Annotated in this window: 15 protein-coding genes; 10 read left to right on the top strand and 5 right to left on the bottom strand. The window is 70.1% G+C overall.

What is annotated here, in order from left to right; all coding sequences use genetic code 11:
* The first annotated feature begins 23 nt into the window (after positions 1 to 23).
* From ACGFU7_RS07750 to ACGFU7_RS07735, 4 genes are all read left to right on the top strand, one after another.
* Positions 24 to 824: an ABC transporter permease gene (locus ACGFU7_RS07750; RefSeq protein WP_393693581.1), complete on the top strand. Its 801-nt coding sequence runs from the start codon at positions 24 to 26 to the stop codon at positions 822 to 824.
* 13 nt (positions 825 to 837) lie between these two features.
* Positions 838 to 1698, top strand: a complete 861-nt coding sequence (locus tag ACGFU7_RS07745) for an ABC transporter permease (RefSeq protein WP_393693579.1) — start codon at positions 838 to 840, stop codon at positions 1696 to 1698.
* A gap of 37 nt (positions 1699 to 1735) precedes the next feature.
* The gene (locus ACGFU7_RS07740; protein WP_393693343.1) at positions 1736 to 2728 is read left to right on the top strand and encodes an ATP-binding cassette domain-containing protein; all 993 of its coding nucleotides are present in this window, start codon (positions 1736 to 1738) and stop codon (positions 2726 to 2728) included.
* Positions 2729 to 2797: 69 nt separating this feature from the next.
* Positions 2798 to 3478 (top strand): DUF1707 domain-containing protein, encoded by a 681-nt coding sequence (locus ACGFU7_RS07735; protein WP_393693577.1) that lies wholly within the window; start codon positions 2798 to 2800, stop codon positions 3476 to 3478.
* Between the two features lie 44 nt (positions 3479 to 3522).
* Here ACGFU7_RS07735 and ACGFU7_RS07730 read toward each other — a convergent pair whose 3' ends face one another.
* Positions 3523 to 4773 carry a GDSL-type esterase/lipase family protein gene (locus ACGFU7_RS07730; protein ID WP_393693341.1) on the bottom strand — a complete coding sequence of 417 codons (1251 nt, stop codon included), beginning with the start codon at positions 4771 to 4773 and terminating at the stop codon, positions 3523 to 3525.
* A 146-nt stretch (positions 4774 to 4919) separates the two neighbouring features.
* Between ACGFU7_RS07730 and ACGFU7_RS07725 the strand changes: the two genes are divergently transcribed.
* A complete protein-coding gene (locus ACGFU7_RS07725; protein ID WP_393693340.1) occupies positions 4920 to 6302 on the top strand; it encodes a DUF445 domain-containing protein in 1383 nt (460 codons plus the stop codon).
* Positions 6303 to 6449: 147 nt separating this feature from the next.
* Here ACGFU7_RS07725 and ACGFU7_RS07720 read toward each other — a convergent pair whose 3' ends face one another.
* Positions 6450 to 6752 (bottom strand): hypothetical protein, encoded by a 303-nt coding sequence (locus ACGFU7_RS07720; protein WP_393693338.1) that lies wholly within the window; start codon positions 6750 to 6752, stop codon positions 6450 to 6452.
* 176 nt (positions 6753 to 6928) lie between these two features.
* On the opposite strand from ACGFU7_RS07720, the gene ACGFU7_RS07715 reads away from it, so the two are divergent.
* From ACGFU7_RS07715 to ACGFU7_RS07705, 3 genes are read left to right on the top strand one after another with little or no spacing between them, the layout of a single operon-like run.
* Positions 6929 to 8431 carry an MFS transporter gene (locus ACGFU7_RS07715; RefSeq protein ID WP_393693336.1) on the top strand — a complete coding sequence of 501 codons (1503 nt, stop codon included), beginning with the start codon at positions 6929 to 6931 and terminating at the stop codon, positions 8429 to 8431.
* The gene (locus tag ACGFU7_RS07710) at positions 8428 to 9024 is read left to right on the top strand and encodes a TetR family transcriptional regulator (protein ID WP_393693334.1); all 597 of its coding nucleotides are present in this window, start codon (positions 8428 to 8430) and stop codon (positions 9022 to 9024) included. Before ACGFU7_RS07715 ends, ACGFU7_RS07710 begins: the two co-directional genes overlap by 4 nt.
* Before the next feature lie 60 nt (positions 9025 to 9084).
* Complete coding sequence (locus tag ACGFU7_RS07705) at positions 9085 to 9651, top strand: hypothetical protein (protein ID WP_393693332.1); 567 nt, start codon at positions 9085 to 9087, stop codon at positions 9649 to 9651.
* Between the two features lie 23 nt (positions 9652 to 9674).
* Here ACGFU7_RS07705 and ACGFU7_RS07700 read toward each other — a convergent pair whose 3' ends face one another.
* Complete coding sequence (locus ACGFU7_RS07700; protein WP_393693575.1) at positions 9675 to 10187, bottom strand: MepB family protein; 513 nt, start codon at positions 10185 to 10187, stop codon at positions 9675 to 9677.
* Between the two features lie 181 nt (positions 10188 to 10368).
* On the opposite strand from ACGFU7_RS07700, the gene ACGFU7_RS07695 reads away from it, so the two are divergent.
* Positions 10369 to 11199, top strand: a complete 831-nt coding sequence (locus ACGFU7_RS07695) for an alpha/beta fold hydrolase (RefSeq protein ID WP_393693331.1) — start codon at positions 10369 to 10371, stop codon at positions 11197 to 11199.
* Positions 11200 to 11235: 36 nt separating this feature from the next.
* Here the strand turns inward: ACGFU7_RS07695 and ACGFU7_RS07690 are convergent, their stop codons facing one another.
* Both ACGFU7_RS07690 and ACGFU7_RS07685 read right to left on the bottom strand, forming a co-directional pair.
* On the bottom strand, positions 11236 to 11790 hold the full coding sequence (locus tag ACGFU7_RS07690) for an NADPH-dependent FMN reductase (RefSeq protein WP_393693329.1): 555 nt from the start codon (positions 11788 to 11790) through the stop codon (positions 11236 to 11238).
* 95 nt (positions 11791 to 11885) lie between these two features.
* Positions 11886 to 12233 (bottom strand): hypothetical protein, encoded by a 348-nt coding sequence (locus ACGFU7_RS07685; RefSeq protein ID WP_393693327.1) that lies wholly within the window; start codon positions 12231 to 12233, stop codon positions 11886 to 11888.
* Between the two features lie 494 nt (positions 12234 to 12727).
* On the opposite strand from ACGFU7_RS07685, the gene ACGFU7_RS07680 reads away from it, so the two are divergent.
* Positions 12728 to 14551, top strand: coding sequence for an acyl-CoA dehydrogenase (locus ACGFU7_RS07680; RefSeq protein ID WP_393693574.1), 1824 nt, complete (start codon positions 12728 to 12730; stop codon positions 14549 to 14551).
* Positions 14552 to 14622: the final 71 nt, after the last annotated feature.

Genomic DNA, 14622 nt, shown 5'->3' with positions numbered 1-14622 from the left:
CCCGGGCGATGGGGGTGGTTGCGGTGCGGCTGTACGCGGTGGTGGCGGCGGGTGGGTTCCGGCGCTATGCCACTTACCGGACCGCGACGGCGGCGGGGGTGTTCACCAACACCGTCTTCGGTTTCATCATGGCCTACACCTATGTGGCGCTGTGGGACGAGCGTCCGCAACTCGGCGGTTACGACATGTCCCAGGCGCTCACCTATGTGTGGCTGGGGCAGGCGTTGCTGATGACCTGCGCCATGATGGGCGGCGGTTTCGAGGACGAGCTGATCGAGCGGATCCGCACGGGCGATGTCGCGGTCGATCTCTACCGGCCGGTGGACCTCCAACTGTGGTGGTTGGCGGGCGATGTGGGGCGGGCGACGTTCCATCTGCTGGGTCGCGGCATCGTGCCGATGCTGCTGGGCTCGCTCGCCTTCGATCTGGCGCTGCCCGCCTCGCCGGGGATCTGGCTGGCCTTTCTGGTCTCGGTGGCGCTCGGTGTCGTGGTCAGCTTCGCGATCCGCTATCTGGTGGCCCTCTCCGCGTTCTGGCTGCTGGACGGGGCGGGGGTGTCGCAGATGACGGCCCTGGCCGGGATGTTCTTTTCCGGGATGCTGCTGCCGCTGACGCTGTTCCCCGGGGTGCTGGGCGACGTGGCGCGGGTGCTGCCGTGGTCGTCGCTGCTCCAGGTGCCGGCCGATGTGCTGCTCGGCAAGAGCACGGGGTGGGGGCTGGTGGAGGCGTACGCCTTCCAGGGCGGCTGGGCGCTGACGCTGCTGCTGGTGGGGCGGTTGGTGCAGTCGGTGGCGACGAGGAGGGTGGTGGTTCAGGGTGGCTGAGACAGTCGGTGCGGTGGAAGTGGCCGAGGCGGCGGACGCGCCCGAGGTGGTGTTCGTCGAGCGGTCGAGGCTCGCCGAGGGGGTCCGGGCGTACGGGCTGATCGCGATGATGTGGCTGCGCTCGACGATGGCGTACCGCGCCTCGTTCGCGATGACGGCGTTCGGGAACTTCGCGGTGACCGCCTTCGACTTCGTCGCGATCCTGCTGATGTTTCAGCACGTGGATGCGCTGGGCGGTTACACACTGCCGGAGATCGCGCTGCTGTACGGCGCCTCGGGCACCGCGTTCGGTCTCGCCGACCTGGTGATGGGATCGATGGACCGGCTGGGGCGGCGGGTGCGCGACGGCACTCTGGACACGCTGCTGGTACGGCCGGTGCCGGTGCTCGCCCAGGTCGCGGCGGACCGGTTCGCGCTGCGCAGGCTGGGACGGATCACCCAGGGGGCGCTGGTCCTCGGGTACGCGCTGGTGACGCTGGACATCGGGTGGACACCGCTGAAGGTGGTGATGATCCCGCTGATGCTGCTGAGCGGGGCGGCGATCTTCGCGGCGGTGTTCGTGGCCGGGGCGGCGTTCCAGTTCGTCGCGCAGGATGCCTCCGAGGTGCAGAACTCCTTCACGTACGGGGGGACCACACTGCTCCAGTACCCGCCGTCGATCTTCGCGCAGGACCTGGTGCGCGGAGTCACGTTCGTGGTGCCGCTGGCCTTCGTGAACTGGCTGCCCGCGCTGTATGTGCTGGGCCGCGACTATCCGCTGGACCTGCCGGACTGGGTGGCGTTCCTGCCCCCGGTGGTGGCGGGCCTGTGCTGGCTGCTCGCGGGCCTGGCCTGGCGCTCGGGCCTGCGCGCGTACCGCAGCACAGGAAGTTGACGGAACACCGGGCAGGGCGAGGGCAAGGACAACGGACATGTACGCAGACACCGGCACCGACACCGGCTTCATCGAGCTCGACAACGTCGAAAAGGTCTTCGACGTGCGCCGCAGGACCGGCTTCATGCGCAGTGAACGCCGCCAGGTGCGAGCGGTCGACTCCATCAGTTTCCGCGTCGCGCGCGGCGAGATGGTCGGCTACATCGGCCCCAACGGTGCCGGGAAGTCGACCACGATCAAGATGCTGACCGGCATCCTCACCCCGAGCGGCGGCCGGCTGCGGGTGGCGGGCATCGACCCGTCCAGGGAGCGTACGAGGCTGGCGCACCGGATCGGTGTGGTGTTCGGCCAGCGCACCACGCTCTGGTGGGACCTGCCGCTGCGCGACTCGTACCGGCTGATGCACCGGATGTACCGCATTCCCGACGCCCGCTACCGGGAGAATCTGGACCGCTGCATCGAACTCCTCGATCTGGGCGAGCTGTTGGACGTGCCCGTACGGCAGCTGTCACTCGGCCAGCGGATGCGCGGCGACATCGCGGCGGCTCTGCTGCACGATCCCGAGGTGCTGTACCTGGACGAGCCGACGATCGGCCTGGACGTGGTCTCCAAGTCCAGAGTCCGTGGATTCCTGAGGGACTTGAATGCCGAACGCGGCACGACCGTACTGCTCACCACGCACGATCTGACGGACATCGAGCAGCTCTGCAAGCGCGTGATGGTGATCGACCACGGCCGGCTGATGTACGACGGGGCGCTCGCCGGACTGCATGAGGTGGGCGAGAGCGAGCGGATGCTGGTGGTCGACCTGGAGCGTCAACTCCCGCCCATCCGGCTGGAGTCGGCGCCTTCGGTCCGTACGGTGAAGGTGGAGGGGCCGCGCCAGTGGCTGGCCTTCCCGTCCTCGGAGTCGGCCGCACCGCTGGTCGCCCGGATCGCCGCGGACTACCCGCTGGTCGACCTTTCGGTGCGGGAGCCCGACATCGAGGCCGTGATCGCGAAGATGTACGCGTCGGCCGGTGGCCTGTAGACCGGCAGATCGGTGACGGGAGCGTACACGTTCAATAGGCTGCGCGGTATGACAAGTGACCTCCCGGACATGCGTGCTTCCGATGCCGAGCGCGAGCGTATTGCCGAGACCCTGCGCGAGGCGGTGGCCGAGGGCCGGCTGGAGATGGAGGAGTTCGAGCAGCGGCTCGAAGCGGCCTACAAGGCGCGTACGCATGGGGAGTTGGAACCGCTCGTCCGTGACCTTCCGGCGCCGGGCGCGGCGGTGGCCCCGTTGGGTGCGGCCCCGGTGCCGGCCGGTTCGGCGGTGCGCTGGGCGGACCGTATCGGCAAGCCCGCCACGTCGGGTGGTGCGTTCGCGTTCTGGGGCGGGTTCGGCCGCCGGGGGAACTGGACGGTGGGCCGCAGGTTCACCGCGTTCGCGATGTGGGGCGGCGGTGAGATCGATCTGCGCGAGGCCAACTTCGAGGACCGCGAGGTGGTCATCCGCTGCTTCGCGATCATGGGCGGTATGCAGGTGACGGTCCCGCCGGAGCTGAATGTCGAGGTCAGGGGGATCGGCATCATGGGCGGCTTCGGCGAGCACTCGAAGGACGAGGGAGTTCCGTCACCGGATTCTCCGCGGGTGCGGATCACCGGGCTCGCACTGATGGGCGGCGTCGGTGTGGAGCGCAAGCGCAGCAAGGCGCAGAAGCAGCGGCTGAGGGAAGCGGAGCGGGCGCGGGGCCGGCTGGAGAAGGGGCGGGGGTCCTCGGACCGGTCCGAGGACTGAGCCACGACCGGGCCCCTGAGCCCGAACCGCCCTCCTGTCTTCCGTCAGAGCTGGTCGGAGACGGGCCGGTCGTGGTGCAGGGCAGGCAGGTCCACCAGTGAGCCCAGTCGCCGGTAGCCCGTGTCGTTCAGGTGGAGATGGTCGCCGGAGTCGTAGGCGGGCAGCAGCCGGGTCGGGTGGTACGGGTCGTGGGCCGCCTTGTCGAAGTCGATGAACGAGTCGAAGATCCCGCCCGCCCGGATCAGCTCGTTGACCCGTTCCCGTACGGCGTTCTGCGCGGGTGTCCAGGTGCGGAACCCCTCGTACGGCATCAGCGTCGCCCCGACGGCCCGCAGCCCGTGCGCGTGGGCGCGCCGGGTCATGGACCGCAGTGCGTCCGCGATGCGCTGCGGGTCGGTCTCCTGCGGGAACTGCTGCACATCGTTGATGCCGAGCGCGATGACGACCGTCTTCACCCCGGCGACGTCCAGTACGTCGCGGTCGAAGCGGGCGCTCGCCCGTACGCCGCGGCCGTCGCGCAGGATGCGGTTGCCCGCGATGCCCGCGTTGACCACTCCGTACCGGCCGCGCAGCCGGTCGGCGAGCACGTCGGGCCAGCGGCTGTTCGCGTCGAGGGTGGAGCCGGTGCCCGCGGTGAGCGAGTCGCCGATCACCGCGATCGTTCCGGCGGCGGCCTGGTTGTGTACGTCGACGGCGGTGAGGTAGCGCCAGTCGGTGGTGCGCCAGGTGCCGCGCTCGTCCTCCACGTACGACGTCTGGTGGGTGCCCGGGTGGATGGTGACGGGCCCCTCGGCGGTGGGGGTGCGCAGGGTGACGACGAGATCGGCGTCGGCGGCGACCGGGACGGCGACCGGGTCGCTGACGATCTGTCCGCCCGCGGCGACGGTCACGGCGGCGACGCCCCGGAAGGTCACGGGGCGGGTGTTCACCGTGGCGTGGTCCACGGTCAGCGGGTGCGTACCGAAGAGGTTGGAGAGGGTGATGCGGGCCGCGTCGCCGCCGATGCTGGTGTGCACGACGTTACGGATGGTGCGCCGGGCCGGGTCGCTGCCGTTGTACGTGTCGATCACCCCGGTGGTGGGGGCCGCCGCCCAGGTGCCGAGCCAGAGGCCGGTGGAGTGGGCCGGTGCGGCGGGCGTACGGGCCACGGACCGCGGATCGGGCGCGGCGATCTGCTTCGACCGGGCGCCGGAACCGGAGAACAGCAGGGAGCCGGCGAACGCCACGCCGGCGGCGAGCGCGGCGGTGCCCGCCACGAGGGCGATGAGCAGGGCGTACCCCTGGCGCCTGGGCATGGACGGTGTGTCTCCTCGTGGTTAATCGGACTGATCCCATGATGGGGCAACGTGTCGGGAACTCGACGTGCGGCTCGGGAGTAGGTCAGGTAAGGACAATGCGTACGGGACACCGGGGGCGATGCGTACGCGGACGGGTGGAGCGGATGGAACGGATCGATGGGACCGGACCCGGTGAACAGGGTGCGGGGCAGCCGGAGCCAGCCCGGGAGCAGGTGGCGGGCGCGGCCCGTCCCGCGCCCGGCGGCCGCCCGGCCCCGCTCACCTCGTTCGCGTACACCGCAGCCGACGAGGAGAAGCGCCGTGGCGTACGCCGGATGAAGACCACGGCCACGGGCCTCCTTCTGCTGGTCGCGCTCGTGTACGTCCTCGCCACCTGGGCGAAGAACGCGGGTGTGGGCGGCTGGCCGGGCTTCGTCGCCGCGGCCGCCGAGGCGGGGATGGTGGGTGCGCTGGCCGACTGGTTCGCTGTCACGGCGCTGTTCAAGCGTCCGCTCGGCCTGCCGATCCCGCACACCGCCATCATCCCCTCCAAGAAGGACCAGCTCGGAGCCTCCCTGGGTTCCTTCGTCGGCGAGAATTTTCTCTCCGGCGATGTCGTACGGAGCCGTATCCATGCCCTGGGCATCGGTGGCCGGCTCGGTGCCTGGCTGGCCGAGCCGGATCACGCCGACCGGGTCACCGCCGAGTTGTCGACCGCGCTGCGCGGTGCGCTGACGGTCCTGCGGGACTCCGATGTGCAGGCCGTGGTGGGTGAGGCGATCACCCGGCGGGCCAATGCGGCGGAGATCGCCCCCGGCCTCGGCAAGATGCTGGAGAAGATCGTCGCGGACGGCGGCCACCGCAGGATGGTGGACCTGATCTGTGTACGCGCCCACGACTGGCTGGTGCTGCACGGCGATTCGGTGATGGACGCGGTGCAGGGCGGGGCGCCGGGCTGGACGCCGCGGTTCGTCGACAAGCGGGTGGGGGAGCGGGTCTACAAGGAACTGCTGCGCTTCATCACGGAGATGCGGGACATGCCGGGGCACCCGGCGCGCGGTTCGATCGACACGTTCCTGACGGACTTCGCGGCCGACCTCCAGACGGACTCGGACACCCGGGCGCGGGTGGAGCGGCTGAAGTCGGAGATCCTGGGGCGCGGCGAGGTCCAGGACGTCATCGCGTCGGCCTGGTCGTCGGTGCGCACGATGATAATCGCGGCTGCGGAGGACGAGCAGAGCGAGCTGCGGCTGCGGGCGCGGGCCTCACTGCTGACGTTCGGCGCGCGGCTGGCGACGGACGGGCGGATGCAGGCCAAGCTGGAGGGCTGGCTGGAGGACGCGGCGGTCTATGTCGTCACGACGTACCGCGCGGAGATCACCTCGCTGATCAGTGACACGGTCGCGGGCTGGGACGCGGACCAGACGTCGAAGAAGATCGAGGCGCACATCGGCCGTGACCTGCAGTTCATCCGGATCAACGGCACGGTGGTGGGTGCGCTGGCGGGGCTGCTGATCTATACGGTGTCGCGGGCGCTGGGAGCGTAGGGCCCGGGGGTTCCGGCTCGTCCGGGCCTTGAGGGTTCCGGGTGCGTACCCGTCCTGTCGTACGGATACGCACCCGGCTTACGCGGGGGAGTGCCCTTGAATACGGGCCCCGCCGCGCCGGCGTTCAGCCCCGCGGAGGGAAATTTCTCAGGCGGCCCGGCGGGTGACCGCCCACGACGCGGCGGCCACGCCGCCCGCCACGGCGAAGACGGCGGGCCAGGCGCCGACCTTCTTGGCCAGCGGGTGCGAACCGGCGAACGCGGCGACATACGCGGTGGTCAGCCCGACGGCCGCACGCGGTCCGGCCTGCCGGTTCCACTCGTACGCGGCGACGGTGCCCGCGGCGGCCAGCGCGACCCCGCCCAGCGGCCGCTTCCTGGTCCACCGCGCGACGGCGTACCCGCCGACCAGCCCGCTCGCCGCCACCGCCGCTGCCGGAACCTTCGCCATCGCAGCCACCTTCGCCTTCTTGTCTGTGTCGCCCGGACCCGTAGCCCGGGTCTTCGAGGCTAACGCGGCGCAGGGACTTCCTGTCGCCGAGGGGGTGCACAAGCGTTTACCCTAGGGGGTGAACGAGCGTGCACCCCTGCGCGACGCCCTTGCCGACGAGCACCGTACGGAGAGCCATGCCCGCGGACATACCCGCCCCGACCACCACCGCCGATGAGGCCCCGCACCCCCGCTTCGCCGTCGGCGTGCTGGCCTTCTGCGGTGTGGTGGTCGCGGTCATGCAGACGATCGTCGTACCGCTGCTCCCGCACATCCCGGCCCTCACCGGCGCCACCCCGGCCGCCGCCAGCTGGCTGGTCACCGTCACCCTGCTCACCGGCGCCGTCTTCACGCCCGTCCTGGGCCGGGTCGGTGACATGTACGGCAAGCGGCGGGTGCTCGTCGCCTCGCTCATGGTGCTGGTGGTGGGCTCGGTCCTGTGCGCGGTCAGCTCGCACATCGGAGTACTGATCACCGGCCGCGCCCTGCAGGGTGCGGCGCTCGCCGTCGTACCGCTGGGCATCAGCATCCTGCGCGACGAACTCCCGCCCGAGCGGGTGCTGTCCGCCGTGGCGCTGATGAGCTCGACGCTCGGCATCGGCGCGGCGGTCGGGCTGCCGGTCGCGGCGCTCGTCGTCGAGAACTTCGACTGGCACACGATGTTCTGGGTCTCGGGAGTGATCGGCGTCATCGACATCGTGCTGGTGCTGTGGTGCGTACCGGAATCCCCGCTCCGCACCCGCGGCCGTTTCGACGCCCTCGGCGCGCTGGGGCTGTCCGGGGCCCTGGTCTGTCTGCTGCTCGCGGTCACCCAGGGCGCCGACTGGGGCTGGACATCGCCGCGGACGGCCGGTCTGCTGGTGGCCGCCGTCGTCGTGGCGCTGGTCTGGGGTGCGTACGAGCTCCGCGTCCCGTCGCCCATGGTCGATCTGCGGGTCTCGGCCCGCCCGGCCGTCCTGCTCACCAACGTCGCCGCCCTCCTGATCGGCTTCGCCTTCTATGCGAACTCCCTGGTCACCGCGCAGATGGTGCAGGAGCCGAAGGCGACGGGTTACGGCCTCGGCGCCTCGCTCGTCGTCAGTGGGCTGTGTCTGCTGCCGGGCGGCGTGATGATGGTGGCGCTCTCGCCGGTCTCGGCGCGGATCTCCGCGAAATACGGTCCGAAGGTCAGCCTGGCGCTGGCGGCGGGGGTGATCGCGGCCGGATATGTGGTGCGGTACTTCACCAGCCACAGCCTCTGGTTGATCATCGCCGGTGCGACGGTCGTCGCGTCCGGCACGGCCATCGCGTACTCGGCGCTGCCCGCGCTGGTCATGCGCGGTGTCCCGGTCAGCGAGACGGGCGCGGCCAACGGCCTCAACACTCTGATGCGGTCGATCGGGCAGGCCTTCTGCAGCGCGACGGTGGCCGCGGTCCTCGCCAACATCACGTTCCTGGTGGGCGGCCGGACGGCCCCGACGCTCCACGCCTACCAGCTGGTCTTCCTGATCGCGGCGGGCGCGGCGCTCGCTGCGCTGCTGGTCACGCTGTGCCTGCCGGGCAGCCGTACGCCCGCGGCGGGTACGGTCGAAGAGAGCCGCAACACCCCGGGCGACCGGAAGGACGGTGTGCGGACGATGCCGATCCAGGAGGGCGCATGACCAGCCGCCAGGCCACCGTTCCGGCTCCGGCTCCGGAGCCGGCCCCGGCCGCTGTCGATCCGGGCACGGGCCGGGACGCGATCCTGCGCGCCGCCCGCCGGGCGTTCACACAGCGTCCGTACGCCGAGGTGACCATCAGGGGGATCGCGGCCGACGCCGGAGTGAGCCCGTCCCTGGTCGTCAAGCACTTCGGCCGCAAGGAAGAACTCTTCAACACCGTCGCCGACTTCGGTCCGGCGGCCGCCGAACTCTTCGATGCCCCGCTCGACATGCTGGGCCGCCACATGGTGGTGACACTGGTGAGCCGCCGCCGGGTACTGCAGTCCGACCCCCTGCTGCGGGTCGTCTTCTCGCTCGGCAACCGCGACGAACGCTCCCTGCTGCGCGACCGCTTCCACGAACAGGTCACCGACGCCCTGGCTGCCCGCCTCACCGGCCCCGAACGCACCCTGCGCGCCGAACTGATCGCCGGCCACCTCCTCGGCCTCGGCGCCACCCTCAGCCTCCACCGCGAGGGCGCAGGCGCACAGGCCACCCCCGAACACCTCGCGGACCTGTACGCGCCCGCGCTGCAGACCCTGATCACGGGGTGAGGAAGCCGCGACACCGGGCCGGGGTTGTATGGTCTGGGCCAACCGGACGAGGGGGGCCTCATGTTCATCCGCACCAACGCGCGCGGCGCTACGACGGCCATGGCAGCGGCAGCAGTTCTCGGCGCGTTCCTGGTGGGCTGCACCAGCGCCACCACTTCGCAGGGACCGGGTGACGACGTTCCCTACGTGGCCCCGTCCGTGAACGCGGCAGTCGCGGCCAAGGCGGCCGACGACGCCGCCGCCGCGAAGAGCGCCTCGGACGAGGCGAGCGCGAGAGCGGAGGACGCCGCGGCGGCCGAGGCCGCCAGGAACAGGCCAGAGGCCGTACGCGACGCCTTCGCGGGCCTCCAGGCCACCTTGTACGACAACTGCACCCCGGGATCGGCGAACTGCGCCTACTTCCTGGGCCGGGTCAACGACGAACTGGCCCGCCTGGACAAGGCCATGAAGGCGGACGCTCAGGGCCCCGGCCACTTCAAGGAACCGCTGGCCCGGATCAGCACCCTGCGCAAGACGCTGGACGGCGACACCTCCACGGAAAACCTGGAGAAGCACCGCTCCGAACTGATCGGCACCCGCGACCGCATCAACACCTGGATGCAGGGCCACCCGGAGGACTACCGCTGACACCGCCGGACCCGGCGGTCCGGTCACGGGTGATAGAGCGCCCGGGACCGGACCGGGTCGACCGCCCCAGCCTCTTCCGCAGGCAGGCCGCCGATTCGCAGGAAATAGTCCGCCTGCCACTCCTGCGTACGGCCGGCCTGGCGATTGGTCGTCGTCACCCAGGGCGGATAGACGCGGAAGGCGCGCTTCCCACCGGAACCGTTCCGCGACACGATGCCCTGCTCGCAGAGCACGTTCCGCGGAAACACGAACTGCCCGAAATGGTCGGCGTCACGGGTGCTGATGACGAAGAGATCGACAGGGTCCTCGGAGTCGTAGGGCTGAATCGGCCCGCCGGCGGACCGCTTCCACACCGTCACGAACTGGCCGACCTTCGTCGGGGTCGTCCTGGCCACCCGGAACCTGACGGCGGCGCCGTCCACGGTGAAGACATGCGCCCCGTACTCGGCACTCTCCGCCTCGGGCACCGGCCGGGAGCATATGAACCCGCTCGGGTCGTAGACCAGCGCCTTCGCCGCGAGAAGGTCGGCGTGCATCGGGCCGCCTGACGACCAGGCCTCGGGCTCGGGATCGGGCTCGGGCGTGGGTTCGCGAGACGTCATCATTCACCCCATTCTGTCAGCACGCCGACCGGGCGGGCGATGAGTTTCCCCGTAGTGCGGAGTCCTACCTCTGTCACCGCAATCGCGGGCGGCCACATGAGGAAGGACCACCGGCATGACTGCCACCCACACCCTCGACGTCCCGGGCGCGCACCTGCACTACGAGGTCCGCGGCGCGGGACCACTGCTTCTGGTCGTGGGGTCGCCGATGGACGCCGGGGCCTTTGCGCCGCTGGCCGACGTGCTCGCCGGCGACCACACCGTCGTCACCCACGACCCGCGCGGCATCTCGGGCAGCACCCACGACGACCCCGACCAGGACTCCACGCCCGAGCTGCGCGCGGACGACATGGCAGCCCTCCTGGACGCGCTCGGGGCCGATTCCGCCGACGTGTTCGGCAGCAGCGGCGGCGCGGTGACCGGGCTCGCGCTGGTCGCACGGCACCCGGACCGGGTAGGGACGCTCGTCGCGCACGAGCCTCCCGTCATGGAACTCCTTCCCGACGCCGCCGAGCAGCGCGCCATGACCGACGACATCGTCGAGACCTTCCACCGGGAGGGGCAGGGGGCGGCCTGGATGAAGTTCATGGCCGGCGCCGGATTCGACAGCGGCGACGGTGGTGGTGACGGCGACTGCGGCGGCGCCCCCACACCGCCGCCGGGGGAGCCCTCGCTGCAGGACATCGCCAACGGCGCCCGTTTCTTCGGCCACGAGTTGCGGGGCACCGCCCGCTACGTGCCCGACATCGCCGCGCTGAAGGCCGCACCGGCCCGCGTCGTCGTCGGGGTCGGCGCCGCCTCGGGAGGCCTGCTCACGTATCGGACGTCCATCGCCCTGGCCGAGCTCCTTGGTACGCCGCCGGTCGAGTTCCCCGGCGACCACGGCGGCTTCCTGGGCCGGCCCGAGGAGTTCGCCGAGGTGCTGCGGAGGACGCTGGCGGGGTGAGGGCGGGCACGGGGCCGGTCACCAAGGGGAGCCGCCCTACCCCTGTTCGATCTCCGCGGCCCGCCCCGTCAGCAGCCCGAGCACGTTCCCGAGCTGCTCGCGGGCGTCCGGATCGGTGAGGAGGCCGTCCGCGTCGACCGCATTCCGGTCCACGGCGATCCGTACGCAGGCCGGCTCCACGATGTCCGCACCGGTGTAGCCGAGCACCGTCCGCAGCGTGGCCTCGGCGCCCTGGCCGCGGCCGGGGGCGGCGGCGTTCACCCAGGCGACCGGCTTGTCGCAGATCTCGGTGCCGCCGACGGTCCAGTCCAGCAGGTTCTTGAACGACCCCGGCAGGGTTCCCGCGTACTCCGGCGTACAGACGAGAACGGCATCCGCCTCGTCGATCGCCGTACGCAGCGCGGTCACCGGCTCCGGCAGCGGCTCGGCGTCGTCATCGGGATTGAAGTGCGGGAGCGCCGCGAGGCCACCGTAGAAAACAGTCCGTACACCCGCAGGCGCCACGGCCTGCGCGGTGCGCAGCACGGTCTCGTTGGAGGAACCGCTGCGCAGACTTCCGGACAGCAGAAGGATCACACGGGGCGTCGACATGTCCGGTCAACCGGCGAAGGCCGGGCCTCATTCCCCGCATGAGAGAGGGGCCGCCCCCGGGACGGCCCCTCTCGGTCTGTGCGGTGGTGGCGGGATCAGCTGAAGATGACGGAACGGAGCTTCAGCCGGCTGGAGGCATGGCCACCGAACGGACGGAGGGAGAAGTACTCGCCCTCGCAGTCGACGCCGCTGAAGACCGTGGCGGTTGCGTCGGTGTGGTTCCACGGAGTGTGGGCCGGGTTCGACGAACCGGGGTCGGCGACCTCGGGCAGGGTGATGCACACCCTGCTCGGCGGGTCGAACAGGAAGGCGACCTGCGGGGAGCCGTCGAGACCGCTGTACGTGTAGCTGAACTCGCCGGTGGCCGCACTGGCCGAGGACGGCACAGCCACGATGAGCGCGAGCGCGCCGAAGGCGGCAGCCACGGTGGAACGAAGACGCATGAAGGGCACTCCTTGTGCGAAAAAATCGGAACCGGCTCAAGTCTGTGCCGCTGACCTGCGGTTACTGTCAGATGTGGGGTTCCGTCACCCGGACGGGAGCTGCCGAATCGGTTCTGCCGACGGCCATGTGGGTCATGCGCCCGGCTCGCGGAGTTGACCGCCGCGACGCGGCGCAGGGCGCGCAGGCCATGCTCGTCACACTGTGGAACGCGGCCATGGCCGGTGGCGGAGTCGTGGGCGGCGTCCTGTTGGATCTCTTCGGCTCAACGTCCTTTTCCTGGAGCGTACTTGTGCTCCGCCGCCGGTTGCGGCGGTGGTGATTGCTGCCCGCGCGCACACGGATTCCCGGCAAGGCGTGCGAGCGCGACTCGGTGAATTTCTCGCAATCGGCCCGAGCCTGGAGCGAGCAAGTACCAACATCCAGGTGATCTCAATCGTGTTGATCATCACGCCGTGCTGACTGAGCGTATGAGCTAGCGTTCCGGAACGTGATCATCACCTCGCTCCCCTCTGACCAGGCATCTTCAACCGTCGCAGCGCTGACGCGGGCGCTCTTCGGCGAACGACTGGATCAGCTCCACGAGCCCTGGCGCAAGCTGTTCAGTACTGAGCCATTCAGCTTCAGAGAAGGGCTGTCACCCGATGAACGTGCCGCACTGTCCTACGAGCGTTTACGTCTGATCAACGAAGCGCTCGACGACCCCGAGGACTTCGTGGTCGATGTGGAACGACTCACGGCACTCCACGAATGGGTCGGCCCGGTGGACGCAGGATTGGGAACGGTGGCGAGCATCCACTACAACCTCTTCCTCGGCAGCCTCCTCGAACACACCTCGGGCCCGAACCGCGATCTGCGGGAGTTCGTCGAGCTGCGGCGTACAGGAACGTTTCTGTGTACGGAGGTCGGGCACGGCAACAGCGCATCGCAACTGGAGACCACCGCCACGTACGACCGGACCGCGGGCGAGTTCGTGCTGAACACTCCCAGTGCGGCCGCCCGCAAGTTCATGCCGAACACCAGCTCCACCGGCGGTCCCAAAACCGCTGTTGTCGCCGCACGTCTCATCACGGATGGCAAGGACCAGGGCGTCTTCCTGTTTCTCGCTCAGCTCAGCGACGAGACCGGGCTCCCGATGCCGGGAGTCGGGATACGCAGGCTGCCACAGACAGCCACCGCCCCTGTGGACCACTGCATCACCTCCTTTGACAACGTCCGTCTGCCACACGAAGCGCTTCTGCAGTCCGACCACGGACGTCTCACACCGGAAGGCGTCTTCACCAGTTCGATCGGCAGCCCTCGCAAGCGCTTCCTGCACTCCATCGGTCGCGTCACCGCCGGCAAGCTCTGTATGAGCGCCTACAGCCTCGGTGTCACGCGCCACGCGCTCGCCGTAGCCGTACGGCACGCCCACGCGAGGCAGACTTCCGGCGTGACAGCCGGCGGCACCGTTCCGCTGTTCGCTCACCGCAGCCACCACGCTCCGCTCCTCGACGCCATTGCCACCACCTACGCAGCGACTCTCCTGCACCGCGCCGCGGTACGGCAGTGGGCGCAGGCAACGGAGCCGGAGCGGGAGGACGGTGAGCGGTTCGCAGCCATAGTCAAGGGCTGGGTCACCTGGCGGGCCCGCGCCGTCATGACCGAGTGCCGCGAACGCTGCGGTGCGCAGGGGCTCTTCCTGGCCAACGGAATCGCGGGCCAGTTGGCAGCCAACGAGGGAACCATCACAGCGGAGGGTGACAACCTCGTCATCTGGGTCAAGGCCGCCGGTGAAATGCTTCTTGGACACTTCACTCCGAAGGAGCCCCATGACGCGCCGCCCGAGGCTCGCGACCTCGACGATCCGGTCTTCCTCCAAGACCTGTTGGCGGACATCGAACGCATCTGGCACCAGCGTGCACGTACGCGCCTGCGTAGCGGAACGGCCGGCAATCCCCTCAACCGATGGAACAACACCGTCACACCGGCTCTGGAACTGGTCGACGCCTACGCACACCGCCAGGCCGCCCAAGCTCTTCTGGATGCCGCCGGCCAGGCTCCCCACCCCGAAGCGCAGCAGCAGCTGCGTCTGCTGCACCGCCTGTTCACCCTGCGCCGTGTAGCGGCTCACAGTGGAGACCTGCTTGCGGAGGGGTACCTGACCAGCGCGCAGGTGAGGCAGCTCCCCGACGCGGCCGAGGGTGTCGTCGCAGACCTCGCACCCGAGGCCCTGACCCTCACGAACGGATTCGCCGCCGTGGAGGACGTTCTCCTCGACCATCCCATCAACCATCCTGCTGCCTTCGACGGCATCGACGGCAGCCTGCTGCCCCGGTGACGGCCTCGGAGTGAGATCTCCGCGCCGTGCGCACGGCGGCGTCGCGCCGGGAATGGGTGTGTCACCACATG

This window comes from Streptomyces sp. NPDC048473, assembly GCF_043200155.1.
Taxonomy (GTDB): Bacteria; Actinomycetota; Actinomycetes; order Streptomycetales; family Streptomycetaceae; genus Streptomyces.
Note: the sequence above shows the minus strand (reverse complement) of the source record. Positions and strands in the feature narration are given on the sequence as shown.

Coding starts and splice junctions, on each gene's coding strand:
- ACGFU7_RS07740 (WP_393693343.1), top strand. CDS start 1,736: ATGTACGCAGACACCGGCACCGACACCGGCTTCATCGAGCTCGACAAC.
- ACGFU7_RS07735 (WP_393693577.1), top strand. CDS start 2,798: ATGCGTGCTTCCGATGCCGAGCGCGAGCGTATTGCCGAGACCCTGCGC.
- ACGFU7_RS07730 (WP_393693341.1), bottom strand. CDS start 4,773: ATGCCCAGGCGCCAGGGGTACGCCCTGCTCATCGCCCTCGTGGCGGGC.
- ACGFU7_RS07725 (WP_393693340.1), top strand. CDS start 4,920: ATGGAACGGATCGATGGGACCGGACCCGGTGAACAGGGTGCGGGGCAG.
- ACGFU7_RS07720 (WP_393693338.1), bottom strand. CDS start 6,752: ATGGCGAAGGTTCCGGCAGCGGCGGTGGCGGCGAGCGGGCTGGTCGGC.
- ACGFU7_RS07715 (WP_393693336.1), top strand. CDS start 6,929: ATGCCCGCGGACATACCCGCCCCGACCACCACCGCCGATGAGGCCCCG.
- ACGFU7_RS07710 (WP_393693334.1), top strand. CDS start 8,428: ATGACCAGCCGCCAGGCCACCGTTCCGGCTCCGGCTCCGGAGCCGGCC.
- ACGFU7_RS07705 (WP_393693332.1), top strand. CDS start 9,085: ATGTTCATCCGCACCAACGCGCGCGGCGCTACGACGGCCATGGCAGCG.
- ACGFU7_RS07700 (WP_393693575.1), bottom strand. CDS start 10,187: ATGCACGCCGACCTTCTCGCGGCGAAGGCGCTGGTCTACGACCCGAGC.
- ACGFU7_RS07695 (WP_393693331.1), top strand. CDS start 10,369: ATGACTGCCACCCACACCCTCGACGTCCCGGGCGCGCACCTGCACTAC.
- ACGFU7_RS07690 (WP_393693329.1), bottom strand. CDS start 11,790: ATGTCGACGCCCCGTGTGATCCTTCTGCTGTCCGGAAGTCTGCGCAGC.
- ACGFU7_RS07685 (WP_393693327.1), bottom strand. CDS start 12,233: ATGCGTCTTCGTTCCACCGTGGCTGCCGCCTTCGGCGCGCTCGCGCTC.